13 protein-coding genes and 1 pseudogene are annotated in these 19,922 nt (G+C 58.8%); 6 read left to right on the top strand and 8 right to left on the bottom strand.

From position 1 onward, the window contains the following. Positions 1-75: 75 nt before the first annotated feature. Entirely contained in the window at positions 76-2,157 is a 2,082-nt protein-coding gene (locus tag GVL50_RS05545; protein WP_159812041.1) for a bifunctional diguanylate cyclase/phosphodiesterase, read from the top strand. 165 nt (positions 2,158-2,322) lie between these two features. Next, positions 2,323-3,069: an SDR family oxidoreductase gene (locus GVL50_RS05540; protein WP_159812040.1), complete on the top strand. Its 747-nt coding sequence runs from the start codon at positions 2,323-2,325 to the stop codon at positions 3,067-3,069. A gap of 73 nt (positions 3,070-3,142) precedes the next feature. Here GVL50_RS05540 and GVL50_RS05535 read toward each other — a convergent pair whose 3' ends face one another. The 4 genes from GVL50_RS05535 to GVL50_RS05520 all read right to left on the bottom strand — a co-directional run bounded on the left by GVL50_RS05535 (position 3,143) and on the right by GVL50_RS05520 (position 7,390). Further along, positions 3,143-3,583 carry a hypothetical protein gene (locus GVL50_RS05535; protein WP_159812039.1) on the bottom strand — a complete coding sequence of 147 codons (441 nt, stop codon included), beginning with the start codon at positions 3,581-3,583 and terminating at the stop codon, positions 3,143-3,145. Positions 3,584-3,883: 300 nt separating this feature from the next. Further along, positions 3,884-5,293, bottom strand: coding sequence for a GntR family transcriptional regulator MpaR (mapR, locus tag GVL50_RS05530; RefSeq protein WP_159812038.1), 1,410 nt, complete (start codon positions 5,291-5,293; stop codon positions 3,884-3,886). A gap of 222 nt (positions 5,294-5,515) precedes the next feature. Continuing rightward, the gene (gene ccoG / locus GVL50_RS05525; RefSeq protein WP_159812037.1) at positions 5,516-6,946 is read right to left on the bottom strand and encodes a cytochrome c oxidase accessory protein CcoG; all 1,431 of its coding nucleotides are present in this window, start codon (positions 6,944-6,946) and stop codon (positions 5,516-5,518) included. A gap of 195 nt (positions 6,947-7,141) precedes the next feature. After that, the gene (locus GVL50_RS05520) at positions 7,142-7,390 is read right to left on the bottom strand and encodes a DUF3203 family protein (RefSeq protein WP_053120599.1); all 249 of its coding nucleotides are present in this window, start codon (positions 7,388-7,390) and stop codon (positions 7,142-7,144) included. Positions 7,391-7,512: 122 nt separating this feature from the next. Here GVL50_RS05520 and GVL50_RS05515 point away from each other — a divergent pair, with 122 nt between their 5' ends. Then, positions 7,513-8,025 carry an MgtC/SapB family protein gene (locus GVL50_RS05515; RefSeq protein WP_053120597.1) on the top strand — a complete coding sequence of 171 codons (513 nt, stop codon included), beginning with the start codon at positions 7,513-7,515 and terminating at the stop codon, positions 8,023-8,025. An 83-nt stretch (positions 8,026-8,108) separates the two neighbouring features. On the opposite strand, the gene GVL50_RS28730 is transcribed toward GVL50_RS05515, so the two are convergent. After that, the gene (locus tag GVL50_RS28730) at positions 8,109-8,267 is read right to left on the bottom strand and encodes a hypothetical protein (protein WP_003224520.1); all 159 of its coding nucleotides are present in this window, start codon (positions 8,265-8,267) and stop codon (positions 8,109-8,111) included. Positions 8,268-8,483: 216 nt separating this feature from the next. Here GVL50_RS28730 and GVL50_RS05510 point away from each other — a divergent pair, with 216 nt between their 5' ends. The 3 genes from GVL50_RS05510 to glgB all read left to right on the top strand — a co-directional run bounded on the left by GVL50_RS05510 (position 8,484) and on the right by glgB (position 16,208). Then, positions 8,484-10,481, top strand: coding sequence for an alpha-1,4-glucan--maltose-1-phosphate maltosyltransferase (locus GVL50_RS05510; protein WP_159812036.1), 1,998 nt, complete (start codon positions 8,484-8,486; stop codon positions 10,479-10,481). Between the two features lie 154 nt (positions 10,482-10,635). Next, a complete protein-coding gene (gene treS / locus GVL50_RS05505; RefSeq protein WP_159812035.1) occupies positions 10,636-13,977 on the top strand; it encodes a maltose alpha-D-glucosyltransferase in 3,342 nt (1,113 codons plus the stop codon). Between the two features lie 2 nt (positions 13,978-13,979). Then, positions 13,980-16,208, top strand: a complete 2,229-nt coding sequence (glgB, locus tag GVL50_RS05500; protein WP_053120591.1) for a 1,4-alpha-glucan branching protein GlgB — start codon at positions 13,980-13,982, stop codon at positions 16,206-16,208. A 670-nt stretch (positions 16,209-16,878) separates the two neighbouring features. On the opposite strand, the gene GVL50_RS05495 is transcribed toward glgB, so the two are convergent. From GVL50_RS05495 to GVL50_RS28925, 3 genes and pseudogenes are all read right to left on the bottom strand, one after another. Further along, positions 16,879-17,949 (bottom strand): autotransporter outer membrane beta-barrel domain-containing protein, encoded by a 1,071-nt coding sequence (locus GVL50_RS05495; protein WP_159812034.1) that lies wholly within the window; start codon positions 17,947-17,949, stop codon positions 16,879-16,881. 322 nt (positions 17,950-18,271) lie between these two features. After that, entirely contained in the window at positions 18,272-19,054 is a 783-nt protein-coding gene (locus GVL50_RS05490; RefSeq protein WP_053120620.1) for an endonuclease/exonuclease/phosphatase family protein, read from the bottom strand. Positions 19,055-19,804: 750 nt separating this feature from the next. After that, positions 19,805-19,922: pseudogene (locus GVL50_RS28925) on the bottom strand (IS110 family transposase); the annotation flags it as partial.

Raw genomic sequence — 19,922 nt, 5'->3', positions numbered from 1 at the left:
CGCAATCAGTACAATCGCCGCATTTGCCCAGCCGAGAATGGACGCAGTACGGTTTGGGTGGTCACGAGAACTTTCATGCTCACTGGTAGCTATTCCTCCACCCTCGTACTCATCTCGTTGTGCGTGGCGATTCTCGCCTCTTACACCGCGCTCGATCTCAGCGGCCGCATCGCCACCGCCAGGGGCCGCGCCGTGCATTTCTGGACGGCGGGTGGCGCATTGGCCATGGGGGTCGGCGTCTGGTCGATGCACTTCATTGGCATGCTCGCCTTCAAACTGCCGATTGATCTGGGTTACGACATTGGCATCACCGCGCTGTCGCTGCTGATCGCCGTGCTGTCGTGCGGCTTTGCGCTATGGCTGGTCAGTCAGCCGAAGCTACCAATCTGGCAACTGGCCTTCGGTGCGCTGATCATGGGCGCCGGTATCAGCACCATGCATTACACCGGCATGGCCGCGATGCGTATGACCCCAGGCATCGATTACGACCCGACACTGTTCAGCGCATCGTTGCTGATCGCGGTCGGCGCCTCGGCCGCCGCGCTGTGGATTGCCTTTCGCCTGCGCCAGCATTCGCCGTATGTACGGCTGATCCGTGGCGGTGCGGCGGTGATCATGGGCATCGCCATTGTCGGCATGCACTACACCGGCATGGCCGCTGCGAAGTTTCCCGACGGCAGCTTCTGTGGCGCGACCATCGATGGCCTGAAGGGCAATGGCCTCGACAGTCTGGTGCTGATTACCACGTTGGCGGTGCTGTCGATCGCCTTGCTCACCTCGATTCTTGATGCCCGCCTCGAAGCTCGCACCGCAGATCTGGCGCACTCGCTGACCGCAGCCAACCGCGAACTGACGCAACTGGCCCTGCACGACACGCTGACCGGTTTGCCGAACCGCATGTTGCTCGATGACCGCATCAATCAGGCGATGAAAAAGGTGCATGAACAGGGCGGCTGTTTCGCCTTGATGTTCATCGATCTGGATGGCTTCAAACCAGTCAACGATGCGTTCGGCCATCACATGGGCGACCAGTTGCTGCGCGAAGTGGCGCAACGCCTGCGCGAAGATCTGCGCAGTCAGGACACGCTCGCGCGCATCGGCGGCGACGAATTCGTTTTGCTGGTGCGCCTCGCCGAAACGAACGATGCATTGAGCCTGGCGGCGCGTCAGGTCGGACTGATCGCCCGTTCGTTCCGCGTGGCTGAACACGATTTGCAGATCTCCGCCAGCGTCGGCATCGCCCTGTATCCGGGCAATGGCCAGACCACGCAGGAACTGCTGATGAACGCCGACGCGGCGATGTACCACGCCAAGGGTGGCGGTAAAAACGGTTACAGCTTCTTCGACGCGTCGATGAACAGCAATGCGCGCAAGCAACTGCAACTGCTGCAGGATTTGCGTGCGGCGCTGGAACACAGCCAGTTCAGCCTGCATTACCAACCTAAATTCGACGCAGCCAACGGTCGCCCGGTCGGTGCCGAGGCGCTGCTGCGCTGGGAGCATCCGCTGCACGGCATGCTTATGCCGGACAAGTTCATTGATCTGGCGGAGAAAACCGGTTTGATCATTCCGATCGGCGAGTGGGTGCTCAATGAAGCCTGCCGCCAGATGCGCGAGTGGTACGTGCTCGGTTACACCGACTGGCGCATCGCCGTGAACCTGTCGGCGTTGCAATTCTGTCATGCCGGTTTGGTGCAGAGCGTGGCCAAGGCTTTGGCGACTCATCGTCTGCCGGCCAACAGCCTGACCCTGGAAATCACCGAAACCACCGCCATGAGCGACGCCGATGCGAGCATGACGGTGTTGCAGGAGTTGTCGGACATGGGTGTTGATTTGTCGATCGACGACTTTGGTACCGGTTATTCGAGCCTGATGTACCTCAAGCGTCTGCCGGCCAACGAATTGAAGATTGATCGTGGGTTTGTGCGTGATCTGGAGCATGACAGCGATGATGCGGCAATCGTTTCGGCGATTGTCGCGCTGGGCCAGGCGCTGGGTTTGCGCATTGTTGCTGAAGGCGTGGAGACCGGCGTGCAGCAGGATTTTCTGACGCAGTTGGGTTGTGATTCGTTACAGGGGTATTTGCTGGGGCACCCGATGCCGGCGGAGCGGTTTATGCAGGACATCGTGCGCGGCGAACAACTCGCTGAAGTCTGAGATTCCTTGTGGTGAGGGGATGTGTGTTTTCAGGATGACTGTGTTCACTGTTAATTGTGTTCACAGGGGTGAAGGGTCTGCCCCCAACACAACCCATGCAAAACCCGGCAATGGCGGTTATTCTTTCCCCCGACTGTTATGGGTGCATTCGGGGGAAGGGCCAGCATGGATAAAGTCATTGTGATCACCGGTGGCGGGCGCGGGATTGGCGCTGCTACGGCGTTGTTGGCGGCCGAACAAGGGTATCGGATCTGCATCAACTACCAGTCGGATGAACAGGCCGCGCATAGCGTGCTGGAGCAAGTTCGTGCACTGGGCGCACAAGCCATTGCGGTTCGCGCTGACGTCAGCATTGAAGACGAAGTGGTTGCGTTGTTTCAGCGCGTCGACACCGAATTGGGCCGGGTCACCGCCCTGGTGAACAACGCCGGCACCGTCGGACACAAATCGCGGGTTGACGAAATGTCCGAATTCCGCATCCTCAAAATCATGAAAACCAATGTTTTGGCACCGATCCTCTGTGCCAAGCACGCGATCCTGCGCATGTCGCCCAAGCACGGCGGGCAGGGCGGCAGCATCGTCAACGTCTCATCGGTGGCCTCGCGATTGGGCTCCCCAAATGAGTACGTCGATTACGCCGCCTCCAAAGGCGCGCTCGATACGTTCACCATCGGCCTGTCCAAGGAAGTCGCGGGCGAGGGCATTCGCGTTAACGCGGTGCGCCCGGGCTACATCTACACCGATTTCCACGCACTGAGCGGCGATCCGGATCGAGTCAGCAAGCTTGAGTCAGCGATTCCGATGGCCCGTGGGGGGCGGCCGGATGAGGTGGCGGAGGCGATTGTCTGGTTGTTGTCGGACAAGGCTTCGTATGCGACGGGGACGTTTGTTGATTTGGGTGGTGGGCGTTAATTTGAATTTTTTGTGAAAGGGGTCTTCGCAAGCAAGGGAACTTGGTTGCGAAGACATTTAGCAGAGGGTTGAGTCAATTCTCGATAATTATGTTGTCGAAAAAAGCCCGTGTAGTTGGGTTTTTGTCAGAATAGAAAACTATCAAATCCAAGGATTTTTTCGTCAGTCCTGTCAGATCTACAGGAATCGTATAGCGTTGCCATTTGTTAGTGGGCACTGGGCTTCTTACATTAAAATGTTCTCCATTGCTCGCTACGCCAACGAACACGAAGCCCTCGGGTGCATTTTCTACGCGTAAATCAAATGAAACCGTGAGTTTTTGGCCGGAGAGATGCCCGAGCGTTCTTTGAGGGCAGTCGAGAGCTGAATATTCGAGGATTTTAGTGACAAGGCATTTTCCAGGACGCTCAGTATCTTCAACCAACTCACATCGTTCAAAAGTTTCAATCATGCCCCAATCATATCTTTGGCCATCATCAAAATTCACTTGGTGCAGAATGGTTTTGTTTGACATCGTAGTTCTCCCTAACCAATTGAAAATAAGTGAAGATGCTGAAATTTCAGCTCACACTAGTTAGCCAACAGAAGTCATTACTGTCACCTGTCAGAGTTGACAGGTATTTGCGAAGTTAAGAGCCATTCGTCCGGAATAGTGAGGTGCATTGGGGTATAGGTTCAAACAGACTAAGTATGTGTTGGCAGTTCTGGCCCCTTCGGGAGCAAGACCGCTCCCACATTGGATGTGTGAACGACACATAACCAGTGTGGGAGCGGGCTTGCTCGCGAAGGCGGTAGCGGCGGCAACATCAAGCTGTCAGAACGACCGCACAATCCGCCCCAGCGTCTCCATCGCTTTCTCCGAATCCTCCGTCCACGGGCTGCCATAGTTCAGGCGAATGCAATTCCTGAAGCGCTGCGTCGGCGAAAAAATCGGCCCTGGGGCGATGCTGATGCCTTGTGCCAGCGCCATCTGAAACAACTTCAACGAATCCATCTGCTCTGGCAGTTCCAGCCACAAAAAGTAGCCGCCGGCGGGTTGGCTGACGCGTGTCTGGGCCGGGAAGTAACGGGCGATGGCGGCGAGCATGGCGCTTTGCTGCTCTTCCAGGGCATAGCGCAACTTGCGCAGGTGGCGGTCGTAGCCGCCGTGTTGCAGGTAGTCGGCAATCGCTGCTTGCGCGGGCATCGAGGCGCACAGCGAGGTCATCAGCTTGAGCCGCTCGATTTTCTGCGCGTAGCGCCCGGCAGCGACCCAGCCGATGCGGTAGCCGGGCGCCAGGCTTTTGGCGAACGAACCGCAGTGCATGACCAGACCTTCGGTGTCGAAGGCTTTCGCCGGTTTCGGTGCTTGCTGGCCGTAATAGAGTTCGGCGTAGACGTCATCTTCGATCAGCGGCACTTGGTGACGGCGCAGCAGTTCGACCAGTTCCTGTTTCTTCGCCTCGGGCATGGTTGCGCCCATCGGGTTCTGGAAACTGGTCATGCACCAGCAGGCTTTGATCGGGTGACGTTCGAGCGTCTGCGCGAGCACGTTGAGGTCGATGCCGTCGCGCGGGTGCACGGGGATTTCCACGGCTTTGAGTTTCAGGCGTTCAAGTACTTGCAGGCTCGCATAGAACGCTGGCGCTTCGATGGCCACCAGATCGCCGGGTTCGGTCACCGCTTGCAGGCACAGGTTCAGCGCTTCGAGGGCGCCGTTGGTGATCAGCAACTCTTCCATTGGCAGCATCAGGCCGCCGACCATGTAACGCAGGGCGATCTGGCGGCGCAGTTGCGGGTTGCCTGGCGACATGTCGGTGACGACCATGCGCGGATCCATCTCTCGCGCGGCGCTGGCCAGCGACCGGGATAGGCGTTGCAGGGGGAACAGGGTCGGGCTGGGGAAGGCTGAGCCGAAGGGCACGGTGTTTGGATCTTTGATCGAATCGAGTACTGAGAACACCAATTCGCTGACGTCGACTTCGGTGGATTCGTTGACCTGATGGCTGATCACCGGCTCCGAGAACGGGCTCGGCGCGTGGGCGTTGACGAAGTAGCCGGAACGGGGGCGGGCGCGGATCAGGCCTCGGCGTTCGAGCAGGTAGTAGGCCTGGAACACGGTGGAGGGGCTGACGCCGTAGGTCTGGCTGGCGTAGCGCACCGAAGGCACGCGCTGGCCGGGGCCGAGGACGCCGGAGCGGATCAGTTCAGCGATGTCGTCGGCGAATTTTTCGTAGCGTTTCATCGAGGAGCCTTGGTGCTTGGTGATTGATGGGTGTCAGGGGAAAAGCCCCTCACCCTAGCCCTCTCCCGGAGGGAGAGGGGACTGATCGAGTTGATTGTTCAATTTGCATCGACCTGAGAAATTACAGTCGAACTCAGGATTTGAATTACATGGAGATCTGCTCCCTTTCCCCCTCGCCCCCTCGGGGGAGAGGGCTGGGGTGAGGGGGGAGCGGCTGACGGATCAGCGATTCATCGGCGCCACAAACCGGCTCTTCGCCACGCTGTAAACCTCCGGCTCATCGCAATCGCTCACTTTGAAATTCAACGTCTGCGAACTACTCGCGGGCCGTTCCGTGGTCATCGCCACCGACACCGGCACATCGACAATCTCGCCCGGTGCAAGACTCAACTCAGTCTTACCCTGCAACTGAAAGCCGTCCCCGTCCAAAAGGCTCAGATTGTAAACCTGACGTTGCTGGGTTTTGTTGATGACTTTGAGACTGTAGATGTTTTCGATCTGGCCTTGAGCGTTCTCCCGGAACAGCCCGCGATCCTTTGTGACGTCCAGCGAGACCATCGGCCGTTCAACCAACGCGAGGGCGAGTGCGCCGATCATCAGCAGCAACACCACCGTGTAACCGATCAGCCGAGGTCGCAGCAGGTGGGTTTTACCGCCCTGCAGTTCGCGTTCAGAGCTATAGCGGATCAGCCCGCGCGGGTAATTCATTTTGTCCATGATCGAATCACAGGCGTCGATACACGCCGCGCAACCGATGCATTCCATCTGCAAGCCGTCGCGGATGTCGATGCCGGTCGGACATACCTGCACACACAGTTGGCAGTCGATGCAGTCGCCCAAACCGGCCTCGGCGGGTTTCACATCGCGTTTGCGCGGGCCACGGTTTTCGCCGCGCGCCACGTCGTAGGCAATCGTCAGGGTGTCTTTGTCGAACATCACGCTCTGGAATCGCGCATACGGGCACATGTGCATGCACACCGCTTCGCGCAGCCAGCCGGCGTTGATGTAGGTGGCGGCGGTAAAGAACAGCACCCAGAACAGACTGACCCCGCCGATTTGCAACGTCAGCAACTCTTCAGCGAGCGGACGAATCGGCGTGAAGTAGCCGACAAAAGTCAGCCCGGTCAGCACGCTGATCGCCAGCCACAAAGTGTGTTTGGCGGCACGGCGCGCCAGTTTGTTCAGGCTCCACGGCGCCGCTTGCAGTTTGATCCGCTGGTTGCGTTCGCCTTCAGTGAGCTTCTCGCACCACATGAAAATCCACGTCCACGAGCTTTGCGGGCAGGTGTAACCGCACCAGACCCGCCCGGCAAACACGGTGATGGCGAACAGGCCGAACGCGGCGATGATCAGCAGTGCCGACAGCAAGATGAAATCCTGTGGCCAGAAGGTCGCGCCGAAGATGTGGAATTTGCTTTCCGACAGGTCCCAGAGCACGGCCTGACGCCCGCCCCAGTTCAGCCACACCGTGCCGAAAAACAGCAAAAACAGAAACCCCGCGCCGCTCATACGCAAGGTGCGGAACAGGCCGGTGAAGCTGCGGGTGTGGATTTGATTGTCGCTGGATTTTGCCGTCGCTTTCATTGGGCGTGCGGGAATGTTTTTTATGGTTGGAGATGCTTCTACGGTTCGGACGGGGATTTGTTCGCTCATGGTCGTTCGCTCATCAGCCTCCATCAGGCCAGCGAACTATGGGCGTCGATCTGTTTGCATAACAGACTCAGGTATTTCAATAAAAAGCGTATCAGATGTTCTTTTGGACATGTCCTGCGACAACTTGAAGCAGCCCGCAGGCAAAGGCGCAAACGCCTATCGCAGGCGTCTGCGCCGGGTGTTGACCAAGGTCAGTCAAATCACCGAATCACTCTCGTCAGCCTTGAGGTGCTTACGACCGTCCTTGGCACCTGCTACGGTCAAGGCGTCGGCTTCTGCTTCGGTGATGTACACGCGCTTGCCTTCTATCTCAACGAAAGACATGGCTTTTTCACTGTCCGTTTTGACTTCCAGGGTGTCGCAGATGCGAATTTCTTCGCCATGTTCGACGGTAAAGAAACACACTTTTTGCTCGGGATTGGATTCATCGACGCGCAGGGGCATGGGGCTGTCCTTTTTCCGGGGGTGTCTGAAACGTTAGGGCGCATGCTTTGCCGATCGTTCGGCGCAACCGATTAATGGTCGCCGCTGTCCATCATCTATCGACTCATAAAAAGGACGGCACGATGAACGCCTGGTGGCATGAAGTGTGGGTGACGCTGCAAGCGGAATTTGCCGATATCGGCGATGCGTCGCAGCTGACGCGAATCACCGTGCGGCTGGTGATGGCGGCGGTATTGGGCGGGATTCTCGGTTTCGAACGCGAGCATAAAGGCAAGGCGGCCGGGGTGCGCACGCACATGTTGGTAGCGTTGGGGGCGGCGCTGTTTGTGCTGGTGCCACAGACGTCAGGGGCGGAGTCCGATGCGATGAGCCGGGTGCTGCAGGGGGTTATCGCCGGGATCGGCTTCCTTGGTGCGGGCACGATTTTGAAGAACAAGGAAGGTGATGAAGGTCACGTCAAAGGCCTGACCACGGCAGCGGGGCTGTGGATGACGGCGGCTATTGGGGTGGCGGCGGGGTTGGGCAAGGAGGCGACGGCGCTGCTGAGTACTTTGCTGGCGCTGGGGATTTTCAGCGTGATGCCACGGATCGTGCGTTTGTTTGAAAAGGATGAGCAGAAAAACGATCTTCTCTAATTCATCGCTTCCCGCGTGCAATGGGACGCGGAGCGTCCCCGGCGGCATTCCCACGCAGAGCGTGGGAACGATCGGTGGCCGGGTCAGACGATCACGGGCGGCATCGTCGTTGGTGGCTCTTCTTTCGGCGGAGGCGTGGTACCTGGCGGCTCTTGCTCTGGAATCGGTTGCGGTTCGGTTTCCGGAAGAGTGGGTTTGTCGATGTTCGGATCAGGTGTTTCGGCCGGGATCGGGATGTTCATCTGTAGACCTCCGTGTGGCACATGGCGTGAGAAGTGCTTAAGTGGATTGACCACCTCGTGGCGAATTCGATCCGCTTTTCTGTAACGGCAATTTCATCTGAACTTTTCCCGGCACCGGTCGCTCGGAACCTAAGTGAGTTCATTCCGGACGGGCGCTCGATTGCGAACGCTGAACCGGCACAAGAGCGTCCTTTGGGCGTTAAGGAGAGATGCTCAATGACTGCTGAAAACCCCTCAGAACTAAGCTACAACCCGCACATTCCGCTGTCGCAGGCTTTGTTGCTGCCACGCATCGCCATTGAAGACACCATGCCGACCCTCGATGGCGGGCAGTTCGCCGTGAAGTCGATTGCCGGCCGTGAAGTGGTGGTCACCAGCAAAGTTTTCGCCGACGGTCACGACAAGTTGGCGGTGCGCATTCGCTGGCGCGAGGAAGGCGAGGAGACCTGGCAAAGCGAGGTCATGTCCGACCAGGGCAACAATGGCTGGAAGGGTCAGTTCCGCCCCGAGCATCAGGGCCGTTTCCTCTATTGCATCGAAGCGTGGATCGATCATTTCGCCAGTTTCCAGTACGAACTGGAAAAGAAACACACCGCCGCTGTACCGGTCTCGCTGGAGTTGCAGGAAGGCCGGACGATGGTGCAACAAGCTGCCGAACGCAGCGAAGGTCAGCTCAGCGAACAGCTCGCTGCGCTGCACCATGAATTGTCCGGGCTGCTCGAAACCGAGCAGGTCGCGCTGTTTCTGCACTCGCGCAGTGCGCAACTGATGGCCGAGGCCGATCACCGCGCCTACCTGAGCGTCAGTGCTGAATTCCCGATGGACGTCGAACGCGAACTGGCCGAGTTCGCCAGTTGGTACGAGTTGTTTCCGCGCTCGATCACCGACGACCCCAAACGTCACGGCACCTTTAATGACGTGCACTCGCGCTTGCCGATGATTCAGGACATGGGTTTCGACGTGTTGTACTTCACGCCGATCCATCCGATTGGCCGCGCGCATCGCAAGGGCCGCAATAACTCGCTGACGGCGGGGCCGGATGATCCGGGCAGTCCGTACGCGATTGGCAGCGAGGAGGGCGGTCACGAGGCGATTCACTCGCAACTCGGCACTCGTGAAGACTTCCGTCGACTGGTGGCGGCGGCTGCCGACCATGGTCTGGAAATCGCTCTCGATTTCGCCATTCAGTGTTCTCAGGATCACCCGTGGCTCAAGCAGCATCCGGGCTGGTTCAACTGGCGCCCGGACGGCACGATCAAATACGCGGAAAACCCGCCGAAGAAATATCAGGACATCGTCAACGTCGACTTTTACGCGCCGGATGCGATTCCGAGTCTGTGGGTCGAGTTGCGTGACATCGTCGTCGGTTGGGTCAATGAAGGCGTGAAGATCTTCCGCGTCGACAACCCGCACACCAAACCGTTGCCGTTCTGGCAGTGGCTGATTGCCGATGTGCGCGCGCTGCATCCGGAAGTGATCTTCCTCGCCGAGGCGTTCACCACGCCGGCGATGATGGCGCGGTTGGGCAAGGTCGGGTACACGCAGAGTTACACCTATTTCACCTGGCGCAATACCAAGGCTGAATTGGCCACGTACCTCACCGAGCTGAATGAATCGCCGTGGCGCGAGTGCTACCGGCCGAATTTCTTCGTCAATACACCCGACATCAACCCGGCGTTCCTGCATGAGTCCGGGCGTCCGGGGTTCTTGATCCGCGCCGCGCTGGCGACCATGGGCTCGGGCCTATGGGGCATGTATTCGGGCTATGAACTGTGCGAAGCGGCGCCGGTGCCGGGTAAAGAGGAGTACCTCGATTCGGAGAAGTACGAGATCCGCGTCCGCGACTTCACCGCGCCCGGCAACATCATTGCCGAGATCGCCCAGCTCAACCGCATCCGCCGGCAGAACCCGGCGCTGCACACGCATTTGGGGCTGAAGGTCTACAACGCTTGGAACGACAATATTCTCTATTTCGGCAAGCGCAGCGCCGATGGCAGCAATTTCATTCTGGTCGCGGTCAGCCTCGATCCGCATAACGTGCAGGAAGCGAATTTCGAACTGCCGCTGTGGGAAATGGGCCTGCCGGACGACGCGACGACCCACGGTGAGGATTTGATGAACGGGCATCGCTGGGACTGGCATGGCAAATACCAGTTCATGCGGATTGACCCGGCATATCAGCCGTTCGGGATTTGGCGGATTACCGCTATTTGATACGTAATGATCGTTCCCACGCTCTGCGTGGGAATGTATCCCGGGACGCTCCGCGTCCCAAAATCGGACGCAGAGCGTCCATGGCGGCATTCCCACGCAGAGCGTGGGAACGATCATCGTGGGGCATTGCTAAAGAATTCAGCAGGAGTTTCACATGGCGAAGAAACCCAATGCAGCCACCTTCATCAAAGACCCGCTCTGGTACAAGGATGCGGTGATTTACCAGGTTCACGTCAAATCGTTTTTCGACTCCAACAACGACGGGATCGGCGACTTTCCCGGCCTGATCGCCAAGCTCGATTACATTGCCGAACTCGGTGTCAACACCATCTGGCTGCTGCCGTTCTACCCGTCGCCACGTCGCGATGATGGCTACGACATCGCCGAATACCGTGGCGTGCACAGCGATTACGGCACCATGGCCGACGCCAAGCGCTTTATCGCCGAGGCGCACAAACGCGGCTTGCGGGTGATCACTGAGCTGGTCATCAACCACACCTCCGACCAGCACCCGTGGTTCCAGCGTGCCCGCAAAGCCAAACCCGGCTCGGCGGCGCGCGACTTTTACGTGTGGTCGGATGACGATCAGAAATACGACGGCACGCGGATCATTTTCCTCGACACCGAAAAGTCCAACTGGACGTGGGATCCGGTCGCCGGCCAGTACTTCTGGCACCGCTTCTATTCGCACCAGCCCGACCTGAATTTTGATAACCCGCAAGTGATGAAAGCCGTGCTCTCGGTGATGCGTTACTGGCTGGACATGGGTATCGACGGTCTGCGCCTCGACGCCATTCCGTACCTGATCGAGCGCGACGGCACCAACAACGAAAACCTCCCTGAGACCCACGACGTTCTCAAGCAGATTCGCGCGGAAATCGACGCAAACTATCCCGACCGCATGCTGCTCGCCGAAGCCAATCAGTGGCCGGAAGACACCCAGCTGTATTTCGGCGATACCGACGCCAAAGGCCTGAATGGCGACGAATGCCACATGGCCTTCCATTTCCCGCTGATGCCGCGCATGTACATGGCGCTGGCTCAGGAAGACCGTTTCCCGATCACCGATATTTTGCGTCAGACCCCGGAAATTCCGGCGAACTGCCAATGGGCGATTTTCCTGCGCAACCACGATGAACTGACGCTGGAAATGGTCACCGACAAAGAACGTGACTACCTGTGGAATTACTACGCCGCTGACCGTCGCGCGCGGATCAACCTTGGTATTCGTCGACGTCTGGCGCCGTTGATGGAACGCGATCGTCGTCGCGTCGAACTGCTCAACAGCCTGCTGCTGTCGATGCCGGGCACGCCGACTCTGTATTACGGCGATGAAATCGGCATGGGCGACAACATCTATCTGGGCGACCGCGACGGTGTGCGTACGCCGATGCAATGGTCGATCGACCGTAACGGCGGTTTCTCCCGCGCCGACCCGGCCAGTCTGGTGCTGCCGCCAATCATGGATCCGCAGTACGGCTATCTGTCGGTCAACGTCGAAACCCAGGCGGGCGATCCGCATTCGTTGCTCAACTGGACGCGGCGCATGCTTGCCGTGCGCAAACAGTCGAAAGCCTTTGGTCGCGGCACGTTGAAAATGCTCTCGCCGAGCAACCGCCGCATTCTCGCTTACACCCGCGAATTCACCGACGTCGACGGCAAGCACGAAATCATTCTCTGCGTGGCTAACGTCTCGCGCAGTGCGCAAGCGGCGGAGCTGGATTTGTCGGCCTACGTCGGCATGGTGCCGGTAGAAATGTTGGGCGGTAATGCCTTCCCACCGATTGGCCAACTGAATTTCCTCCTGACGTTGGCGCCGTACGGCTTCTACTGGTTTGCCTTGGCCTCGGAAAACCAGATGCCGAGCTGGCACGTCGAGCCCGCGCAGAGCCTGCCGGACTTCACCACGCTGGTGCTGAAAAAACGCATGGAAGAGCTGCTCGAGGCGCCGTCCCGCGCGACGCTGGAGCAAAACATCCTGCCGAACTGGCTGCAAAACCGTCGCTGGTTCGCCGGTAAAGGCGCGGCCATCGACAACGTGCAAATGGCTTACGGCGTGCGCTTCGGCGATGCCCAGCATCCGGTGTTGCTCAGCGAAATCGAGGTCACCAGCGCTGGCCAGACCAGTCGTTATCAGCTGCCATTCGGTTTCATAGCTGAAGATCAGGTCGGCCCGGCACTGCCGCAGCAACTGGCGTTGGCGCGCGTTCGACGCGTGCGTCAGGTCGGCTTGATCACCGATGCGTTCAGCCTCGAAGCGTTTATTCGCGCCGTGCTGCAAGGCATGCAGAACAACACCGTGCTCGAATCGAGCGAGGGCGAAATTCGCTTCGCACCAACGGCGCAACTGGAAAAACTCGGCCTCGGTGCCGAGTCGGAAGTGCGTTACCTGTCGGCGGAGCAATCGAACAGTTCAGTGGTGATCGGCAACAGCCTGGTGCTGAAACTGATCCGCAAAGTCGCTTCGGGCGTGCACCCGGAACTGGAGATGAGCGCGTACCTGACCGAGGCCGGTTTCGAAAATATCTCGCCGCTGCTTGGTTCGGTGATTCGCCGCGACGCCAAGGGTCAAGACAATCTGTTGATGATCGCCCAAGGCTATCTGAGCAATCAGGGCGATGCCTGGGAATGGACGCAGAACAACCTCGAACGGGCGCTGCGCGACGAACTCGCCGATGCCATGTCCGAGCAGGAACAGCATTACAACGCGCTCGGCGAGTTGAAGGACTTCGCCGGCATGCTCGGGCAGCGTTTGGGCGAGATGCACAAAGTGCTCGCCGCGCCGACTGACAACGCCGATTTTGCACCGCAGGTGTCGACGGCCAAGGATGCGCAGGCCACTGGCAAAGATATCGCCGCGCAGGTCGAGCACGCGCTGAAACTGCTCAAGCAGCATCAGGGCGAACTCAGCGCGGCGGATCAGCAACTGGTCAAACGCTTGCTCGACGAGAAGAAAACCATTCTGGCCCACGTCCAGGATCTGGCGAAAAAAGCGGTGGGCGGTTTGCAGATTCGTGTGCACGGCGACCTGCATTTGGGCCAAGTGCTGGTGATCAAGGGCGATGCCTATCTGATCGACTTCGAAGGCGAACCGGCGCGGCCATTGAGCGAACGCCGTGGCAAACACAGTCCGTACAAAGATGTCAGCGGCGTGCTGCGTTCGTTTGATTACGCCGCGGCGATGACCATCAATGTGCAGAACGTTGATCACAGCGCGCAGTCTGAAGACGCACGTCGTCGTGTCGCGCAACGTTATTTGAATGAAGCGCGAGCGGCATTTGTTCAGGCATATCGCCGAGCGGCAGCTAGTCTTGATCATGCTTGGCAAGATCCTGAAGGGGCCGACGCTGCGCTGGCATTGTTCGGTCTGGAGAAGGCGGCCTATGAAGTGGCCTATGAAGCCGAAAATCGCCCGACGTGGCTGCCCGTGCCGTTGCACGGTTTGTATGGGTTATTGACAGGGCTTAAACCCTTTTCCGATCTTGGTGGAGAGTAGTCATGAGTTTCTCGAACAAGGAACAGGGTCAGAAAGAAGCATTGTTGCCGGCGGCGAAGGACATCGACGCGCTGGTACGTGCTGAACATCACGATCCGTTTTCGATTCTGGGGCCCCACGGCGATGGCGCCGGCGGGCAGTTTATCCGTGCGTATTTACCCGGTGCGTTGAGCGTTGTCGTGCTGGACAAGGACTCCGGCGAAGAACGCGGGCCGCTGGAGCAGACCGAAACACCGGGGCTGTTTGTCGGCCATTTTGATCAGGCGCGACCGTATCAGTTGCGCACGCGTTGGGCCGGTGGCGAGCAAGTGGCGGAGGATCCGTACAGCTTCGGCCAGTTACTCGGTGAAATGGATTTGTATCTGTTTGCCGAGGGCAATCACCGCGACCTCAGTAGCTGCCTCGGTGCGCAACTGACAAGCGTTGATGGTGTCGACGGCGTGCGCTTTGCCGTGTGGGCGCCGAATGCACGACGCGTTTCGGTGGTCGGTGACTTCAACGTCTGGGATGGCCGTCGTCATCCGATGCGTTTGCGCCATCCGTCCGGGGTCTGGGAGTTGTTCATTCCGCGCCTGCAAGCGGGCGAGTTGTACAAATACGAGATTCTCGGCGCTCACGGGATTCTGCCGCTCAAGGCTGACCCGATGGCGTTGGCCACCAGCCTGCCGCCGGACACCGCGTCGAAAGTCGCCGCGCCGCTGCAAGTCAATTGGCAGGATCAGGACTGGATGAACAGCCGTCATGATCGGCAAAAACATTCAGCGCCACTGTCGATTTACGAGCTGCACGCCGGTTCGTGGCAATGTGAGCTGGATGATCTTGGCGAGGTCGCGCGCCAGTACACCTGGCCGGAACTGGCTGAACGGCTGATTCCGTACGTGAAAGAACTTGGCTTCACCCACATCGAATTGATGCCGATCATGGAACACCCGTTCGGCGGTTCCTGGGGCTACCAGTTGCTCTCGCAATTCGCCCCGAGTGCGCGCTACGGCACGCCGGAACAGTTCGGCGACTTCGTCAACGCCTGCCACCAGGCGGATATCGGCGTGATCCTCGACTGGGTGCCGGCGCATTTCCCTACCGATACCCACGGTCTGGCGCAGTTCGACGGTACGGCACTGTACGAATACGGCAATCCGCTGGAAGGTTTCCATCAGGATTGGGACACGCTGATTTACAACCTCGGGCGCACTGAAGTGCATGGCTACATGCTCGCTTCGGCGTTGCATTGGCTGAAGCATTTCCACATTGACGGTCTGCGCGTCGATGCCGTGGCTTCGATGCTGTATCGCGACTATTCGCGCAAGGCTGGCGAATGGGTGCCGAACCGCCATGGCGGTAGGGAGAATCTGGAAGCCATCGACTTCCTCCGGCATTTGAACGACGTGGTTGAGCTGGAAGCACCGGGCGCGCTGGTGATCGCCGAAGAATCGACCGCGTGGCCGGGCGTCAGCCAGAGCACGCAGCAGGGCGGTTTGGGCTTTGCCTACAAATGGAACATGGGCTGGATGCACGATTCGCTGCATTACATTCAGCAGGATCCGGTGTACCGCGCCCATCATCACAATGAGCTGAGTTTCGGTCTGGTTTACGCGTGGTCCGAACGTTTTATCCTGCCGATTTCCCACGATGAAGTGGTGCACGGCAAACATTCTCTGATCGACAAGATGCCCGGCGATCGCTGGCAGAAATTTGCGAATCTGCGTGCTTATCTGAGTTTCATGTGGACGCACCCGGGCAAGAAGCTGCTGTTCATGGGCTGCGAGTTTGGTCAGTGGCGCGAGTGGAATCACGATCAGCAGCTGGATTGGTATCTGCTGCAGTATTCCGAGCACAAAGGTGTGCAGAAACTGGTTGGTGACCTTAATCGGCTGTACCGCGAAGAGCCGGCGCTGCACGATCAGGACGATGCGCCGCAGGGTTTCCAGTGGTTGATTGGTGATGATGCGATCAACAGCGTTTATGCCTGGTTGCGCTGGAGCAAGGACGGTAAACCGGTGCTGGTGGTGGCGAACTTCACCCCGGTGCCGCGTCAGGCGTATCGGGTCGGCGTGCCGTTCGCCGGGCGCTGGACGGAGTTGCTCAACAGTGATGCTGACACGTATGCGGGTTCCAACTATGGCAATGGTGGCGGGGCGTTTACTGAAGAAGTGCCGAGCCATGGGCAGTCGATGTCACTGGAATTGAACCTGCCGCCGTTGGCGGTGTTGATCCTTAAACCGGAGGGTTGATCCGGAACCGCGTCGCGGCCTTCGCGAGCAGGCTCACTCCTACATTTGGAACGCGTTCCCCTGTAGGAGCGAGCCTGCTCGCGAAGACGTCGGCGCAAACACCATCACTCTCAACCCGAACACTCACCCACGCGTCTGATCCTGCCGCCGTTGGCGGTGTTGATCCTTAAACCGGAGGGTTGATCCGGAGCCGCGTCGCGGCCTTCGCGAGCAGGCTCACTCCCACATTTGGAATGCATACCTCCTGTGGGAGCGAGCCTGCTCGCGAAGACGTCGGCGCAAACACCATCACTCTCAACCCGAACACTCACCCACGCGTCTGATCCTGCCGCCGTTGGCGGTGTTGATCCTTAAACCGGAGGGTTGATCCGGAGCCGCGTCGCGGCCTTCGCGAGCAGGCTCACTCCCACATTTGGAATGCATACCTCCTGTGGGAGCGAGCCTGCTCGCGAAGACGTCGGCGCAAACACCATCACTCTCAACCCGAACACTCACCCACGCGTCTGATCCTGCCGCCGTTGGCGGTGTTGATCCTTAAACCGGAGGGTTGATCCGGAGCCGCGTCGCGGCCTTCGCGAGCAGGCTCGCTCCCACATTTGGAATGCATACCTCCTGTGGGAGCGAGCCTGCTCGCGAAGGCGTCGGCGCAAACAACATCAATACCCGCTGACTACCACCGCATCCGCACCCCGAGGCTACCAATAATCCCGTTCAGATCATTGTCATCCACATCACTGCTGTAATCCGCGCTCACGTACAAACTCACCGACGGCGTCACTCGCGCCACCAGTCCCAAGCCCAACTCGACAAACGACGAGTTGCGGCTGCTGCTGATCTTGTCGACCTGATCCAGCGTCACCGTGTTGCCGGTGTACACCGTGTGCCAGAGGTTGGTGCGCACATAAGGCTCGACTGGCAGACCGCTCAAATCGTAGCTGCCTTTCAACCGTGCGCCGACCCGGCCGCTCCACGAAGTGATGTCGCTGGACGAAGCGTTGCCATTGCCGGCATACGGCGTGTCGAGGGTGATGCGCTGATTGATCAGTTGTGCCTGCGGTTCGACCACCCAGTTTTCGCTCAGACCGATCGGGTAGCCACCCTCAACGGAAAAGGTCATCGCGCTGCCCTCGGTCAACTGCCGCGCGCCTTGTTCGTTACGGCTAAAGCCGTTGACCCGGCCACCGCTGGCCGTCAGATCAACGTGCCAGCCTTGCGGCCCGGTCAGGCTGTAATAGGCGCCGAGGCTCTGGCCTTGCAGGTTGAGGGTGTCAGTAGCCGGGTCGGCGAGGGCGCGGCTGGTGATTAAACCAGTGCCGTTGCCTTGAATCTGGTTGACCCCGCCGATCAGTCCGATGGTTTGCGTATGGCCGCTGCCGCTTTGCAGGGTCAGCACCGCAGGGCCTTTCAGATCGCCGCTGCCGGGCATCGCGAAACCTGCCGATTGCACATCGATTTGCGCCTGACGGGCGCTTTTGCCGTAGAGCTGATCCCAGGCAGAAGGGGAAATGTCTTCGGTGATCAGCTTGGCGCCCTGCACATCCGGGCGTGGACTGAAACGTTGTCGATCCGGGGTGATCACCGTTGCGGGCAAGGTCATCACCGGAACATCCTGGCGATACCACGCCGCCGTCTCATCCGCCGCAGGGCCGGCCTGCGCCTCCATGGATGAACACAGCAAGATAGAACTCGACACTGTGCAAAAAGTAACTTTGATCTCTGCTGAGGTGAATGAAGTTTTCATGGAGGTCTACCTTGCTATCGCATGCGCTGTCTCTACGTGGCGTCTCTCCTACCCCGAACGAGGGGCGACCGAATGGAGCGGGGCGAACCGTGGCCGCTCGATTTCGCGAGTGTCCGAAGGCTCGCCCCGGACAGTGTTTCCGGGGGTAGTAAGGTTGAGCTAAGAAGACTGAGGGGCTTGCGTCAAGAAACTGCGCGATGAGTGGTATGAGAGATATCAGATGACGCAACTGTCTGTTTTTCTGAACATATCTAAGGTGTTGTTTATTGGGAAGAACGCCGCAAAACCTGCGGCGTAGACGTTTTAGCCCGCAGGCATAGGATTACAAATGCACTTCAACGGCCAGCGGCAAGTGATCGGACAGATGTGTCCACGGCTTGTTGCCGAGGATTCGCGGGTCATGGCTGCTGGCATTACGCAGGTAGATCCGGTCGAGGCGCAGCAACGGGAATCGCGCCGGATACGTCTTGGCCGGGCGCCCGTGATGACGTTCGAAGGCCTCGTGCAGGTAATCGCGGCGGGCGAGGGCGGCGTTGCCCTGGAGCTGCCAGTCATTGAAATCGCCGGCGATAATCACCGGTGCATCTTCGGGCAACGATTCAAGCAACTGACAGAGGAGTTGCAGCTGTAATTGGCGATGGCTTTCGAGCAGGCTCAAATGCACGCAGATCGCGTGTACTTCCGCATGGCCCGGGACATCGAGCACACAGTGCAAAAGGCCTCGGCGTTCGGGGCCGGTAATCGAGACGTCGAGATTGCGGTATTCGCGGATCGGATATTTCGACAGCAACGCATTGCCGTGGTGGCCATCGGGATAAACCGCGTTGCGCCCGTAGGCAAAGTCACTCCACATGCTGTCGGCGAGAAATTCATACTGCGAGGTCTGCGGCCATTCGTTGTAGCGACTGGAATGCCGCTCGTGTTCGCCGACCACTTCCTGCAAAAACACCAGATCCGCCGAGGTGCTGCGCACCGCTTCACGCAGTTCCGGCAGAATGAAGCGCCGATTCAGCGCGGTAAAACCCTTGTGCGTATTCACCGTCAGCACGCGCAAGCGATGAATGACTGGCGCGTCGACCACATGACGCTTGAGATCGCTGGACACGTTCACTCCTCTGAATCCTGACTGCCTATTCATGCGACTGATGCGTGGGGGCGGCAGTTCCTTTGAACACCCATCAATATCTGCTTTGCCTGACCCAGCGACTTCGCGAGCAAGCCCGCTCCCACAGGGAGGTGTGTTGGATGCAGGATTTGTGTCGGGTGGAGATCAAAATGTGGGAGCGGGCTTGCTCGCGAAGGCGTCAGTTCATTCAACATCTTTGTTGGCTGACATACCGCTTTCGCGAGCAAGCCCGCTCCCACAGGGGGAGGTGTTCCGGATGCAGGATTTGTGTCGGGTGGAGATCAAAATGTGGGAGCGGGCTTGCTCGCGAAGGCGTCAGTTCATTCAACATCTTTGTTGGCTGACATACCGCTTTCGCGAGCAAGCCCGCTCCCACAGGAGAGGTGTGTTGGGTGCAGGATTTGTTTCGGGTGGAGATCAAAGTGTGGAAGCGGGCTTGCTCGCGAAGGCGTCAGTCCATTCAACATCTTTGTTGGCTGACATACCGCCTTCGCGAGCAAGCCCGCTCCCACAGGGGGAGGTGTTCCGGATGCAGGATTTGTGTCGGGTGGAGATCAAAGTGTGGGAGCGGGCTTGCTCGCGAAGGCGTCAGTTCATTCAACATCTTTGTTGGCTGACATACCGCTTTCGCGAGCAAGCCCGCTCCCACAGGGGAGGTGTGTTGGATGCAGGATTTGTGTCGGGTGGAGATCATAGTGTGGGAGATTCTATGGTTGCGAACAACGTTTTTTAGGCAGTTTTGCTGACGTATGCTTTCTCGCTCTTCAGCAGCGCGTATGCAATACGCGCGAGTTTACGTGACAAAATCACCAGCGCTTCAGTGGTGGCCTTGCCCTTGTTTCGATGA

This window comes from Pseudomonas sp. 18058 (assembly GCF_902706155.1).
Classification (GTDB): Bacteria; Pseudomonadota; Gammaproteobacteria; order Pseudomonadales; family Pseudomonadaceae; genus Aquipseudomonas; species Aquipseudomonas rustica.
The sequence above is the reverse complement of the archived record's forward strand: the minus strand, read 5'-3'. Positions and strand labels throughout refer to the sequence as shown.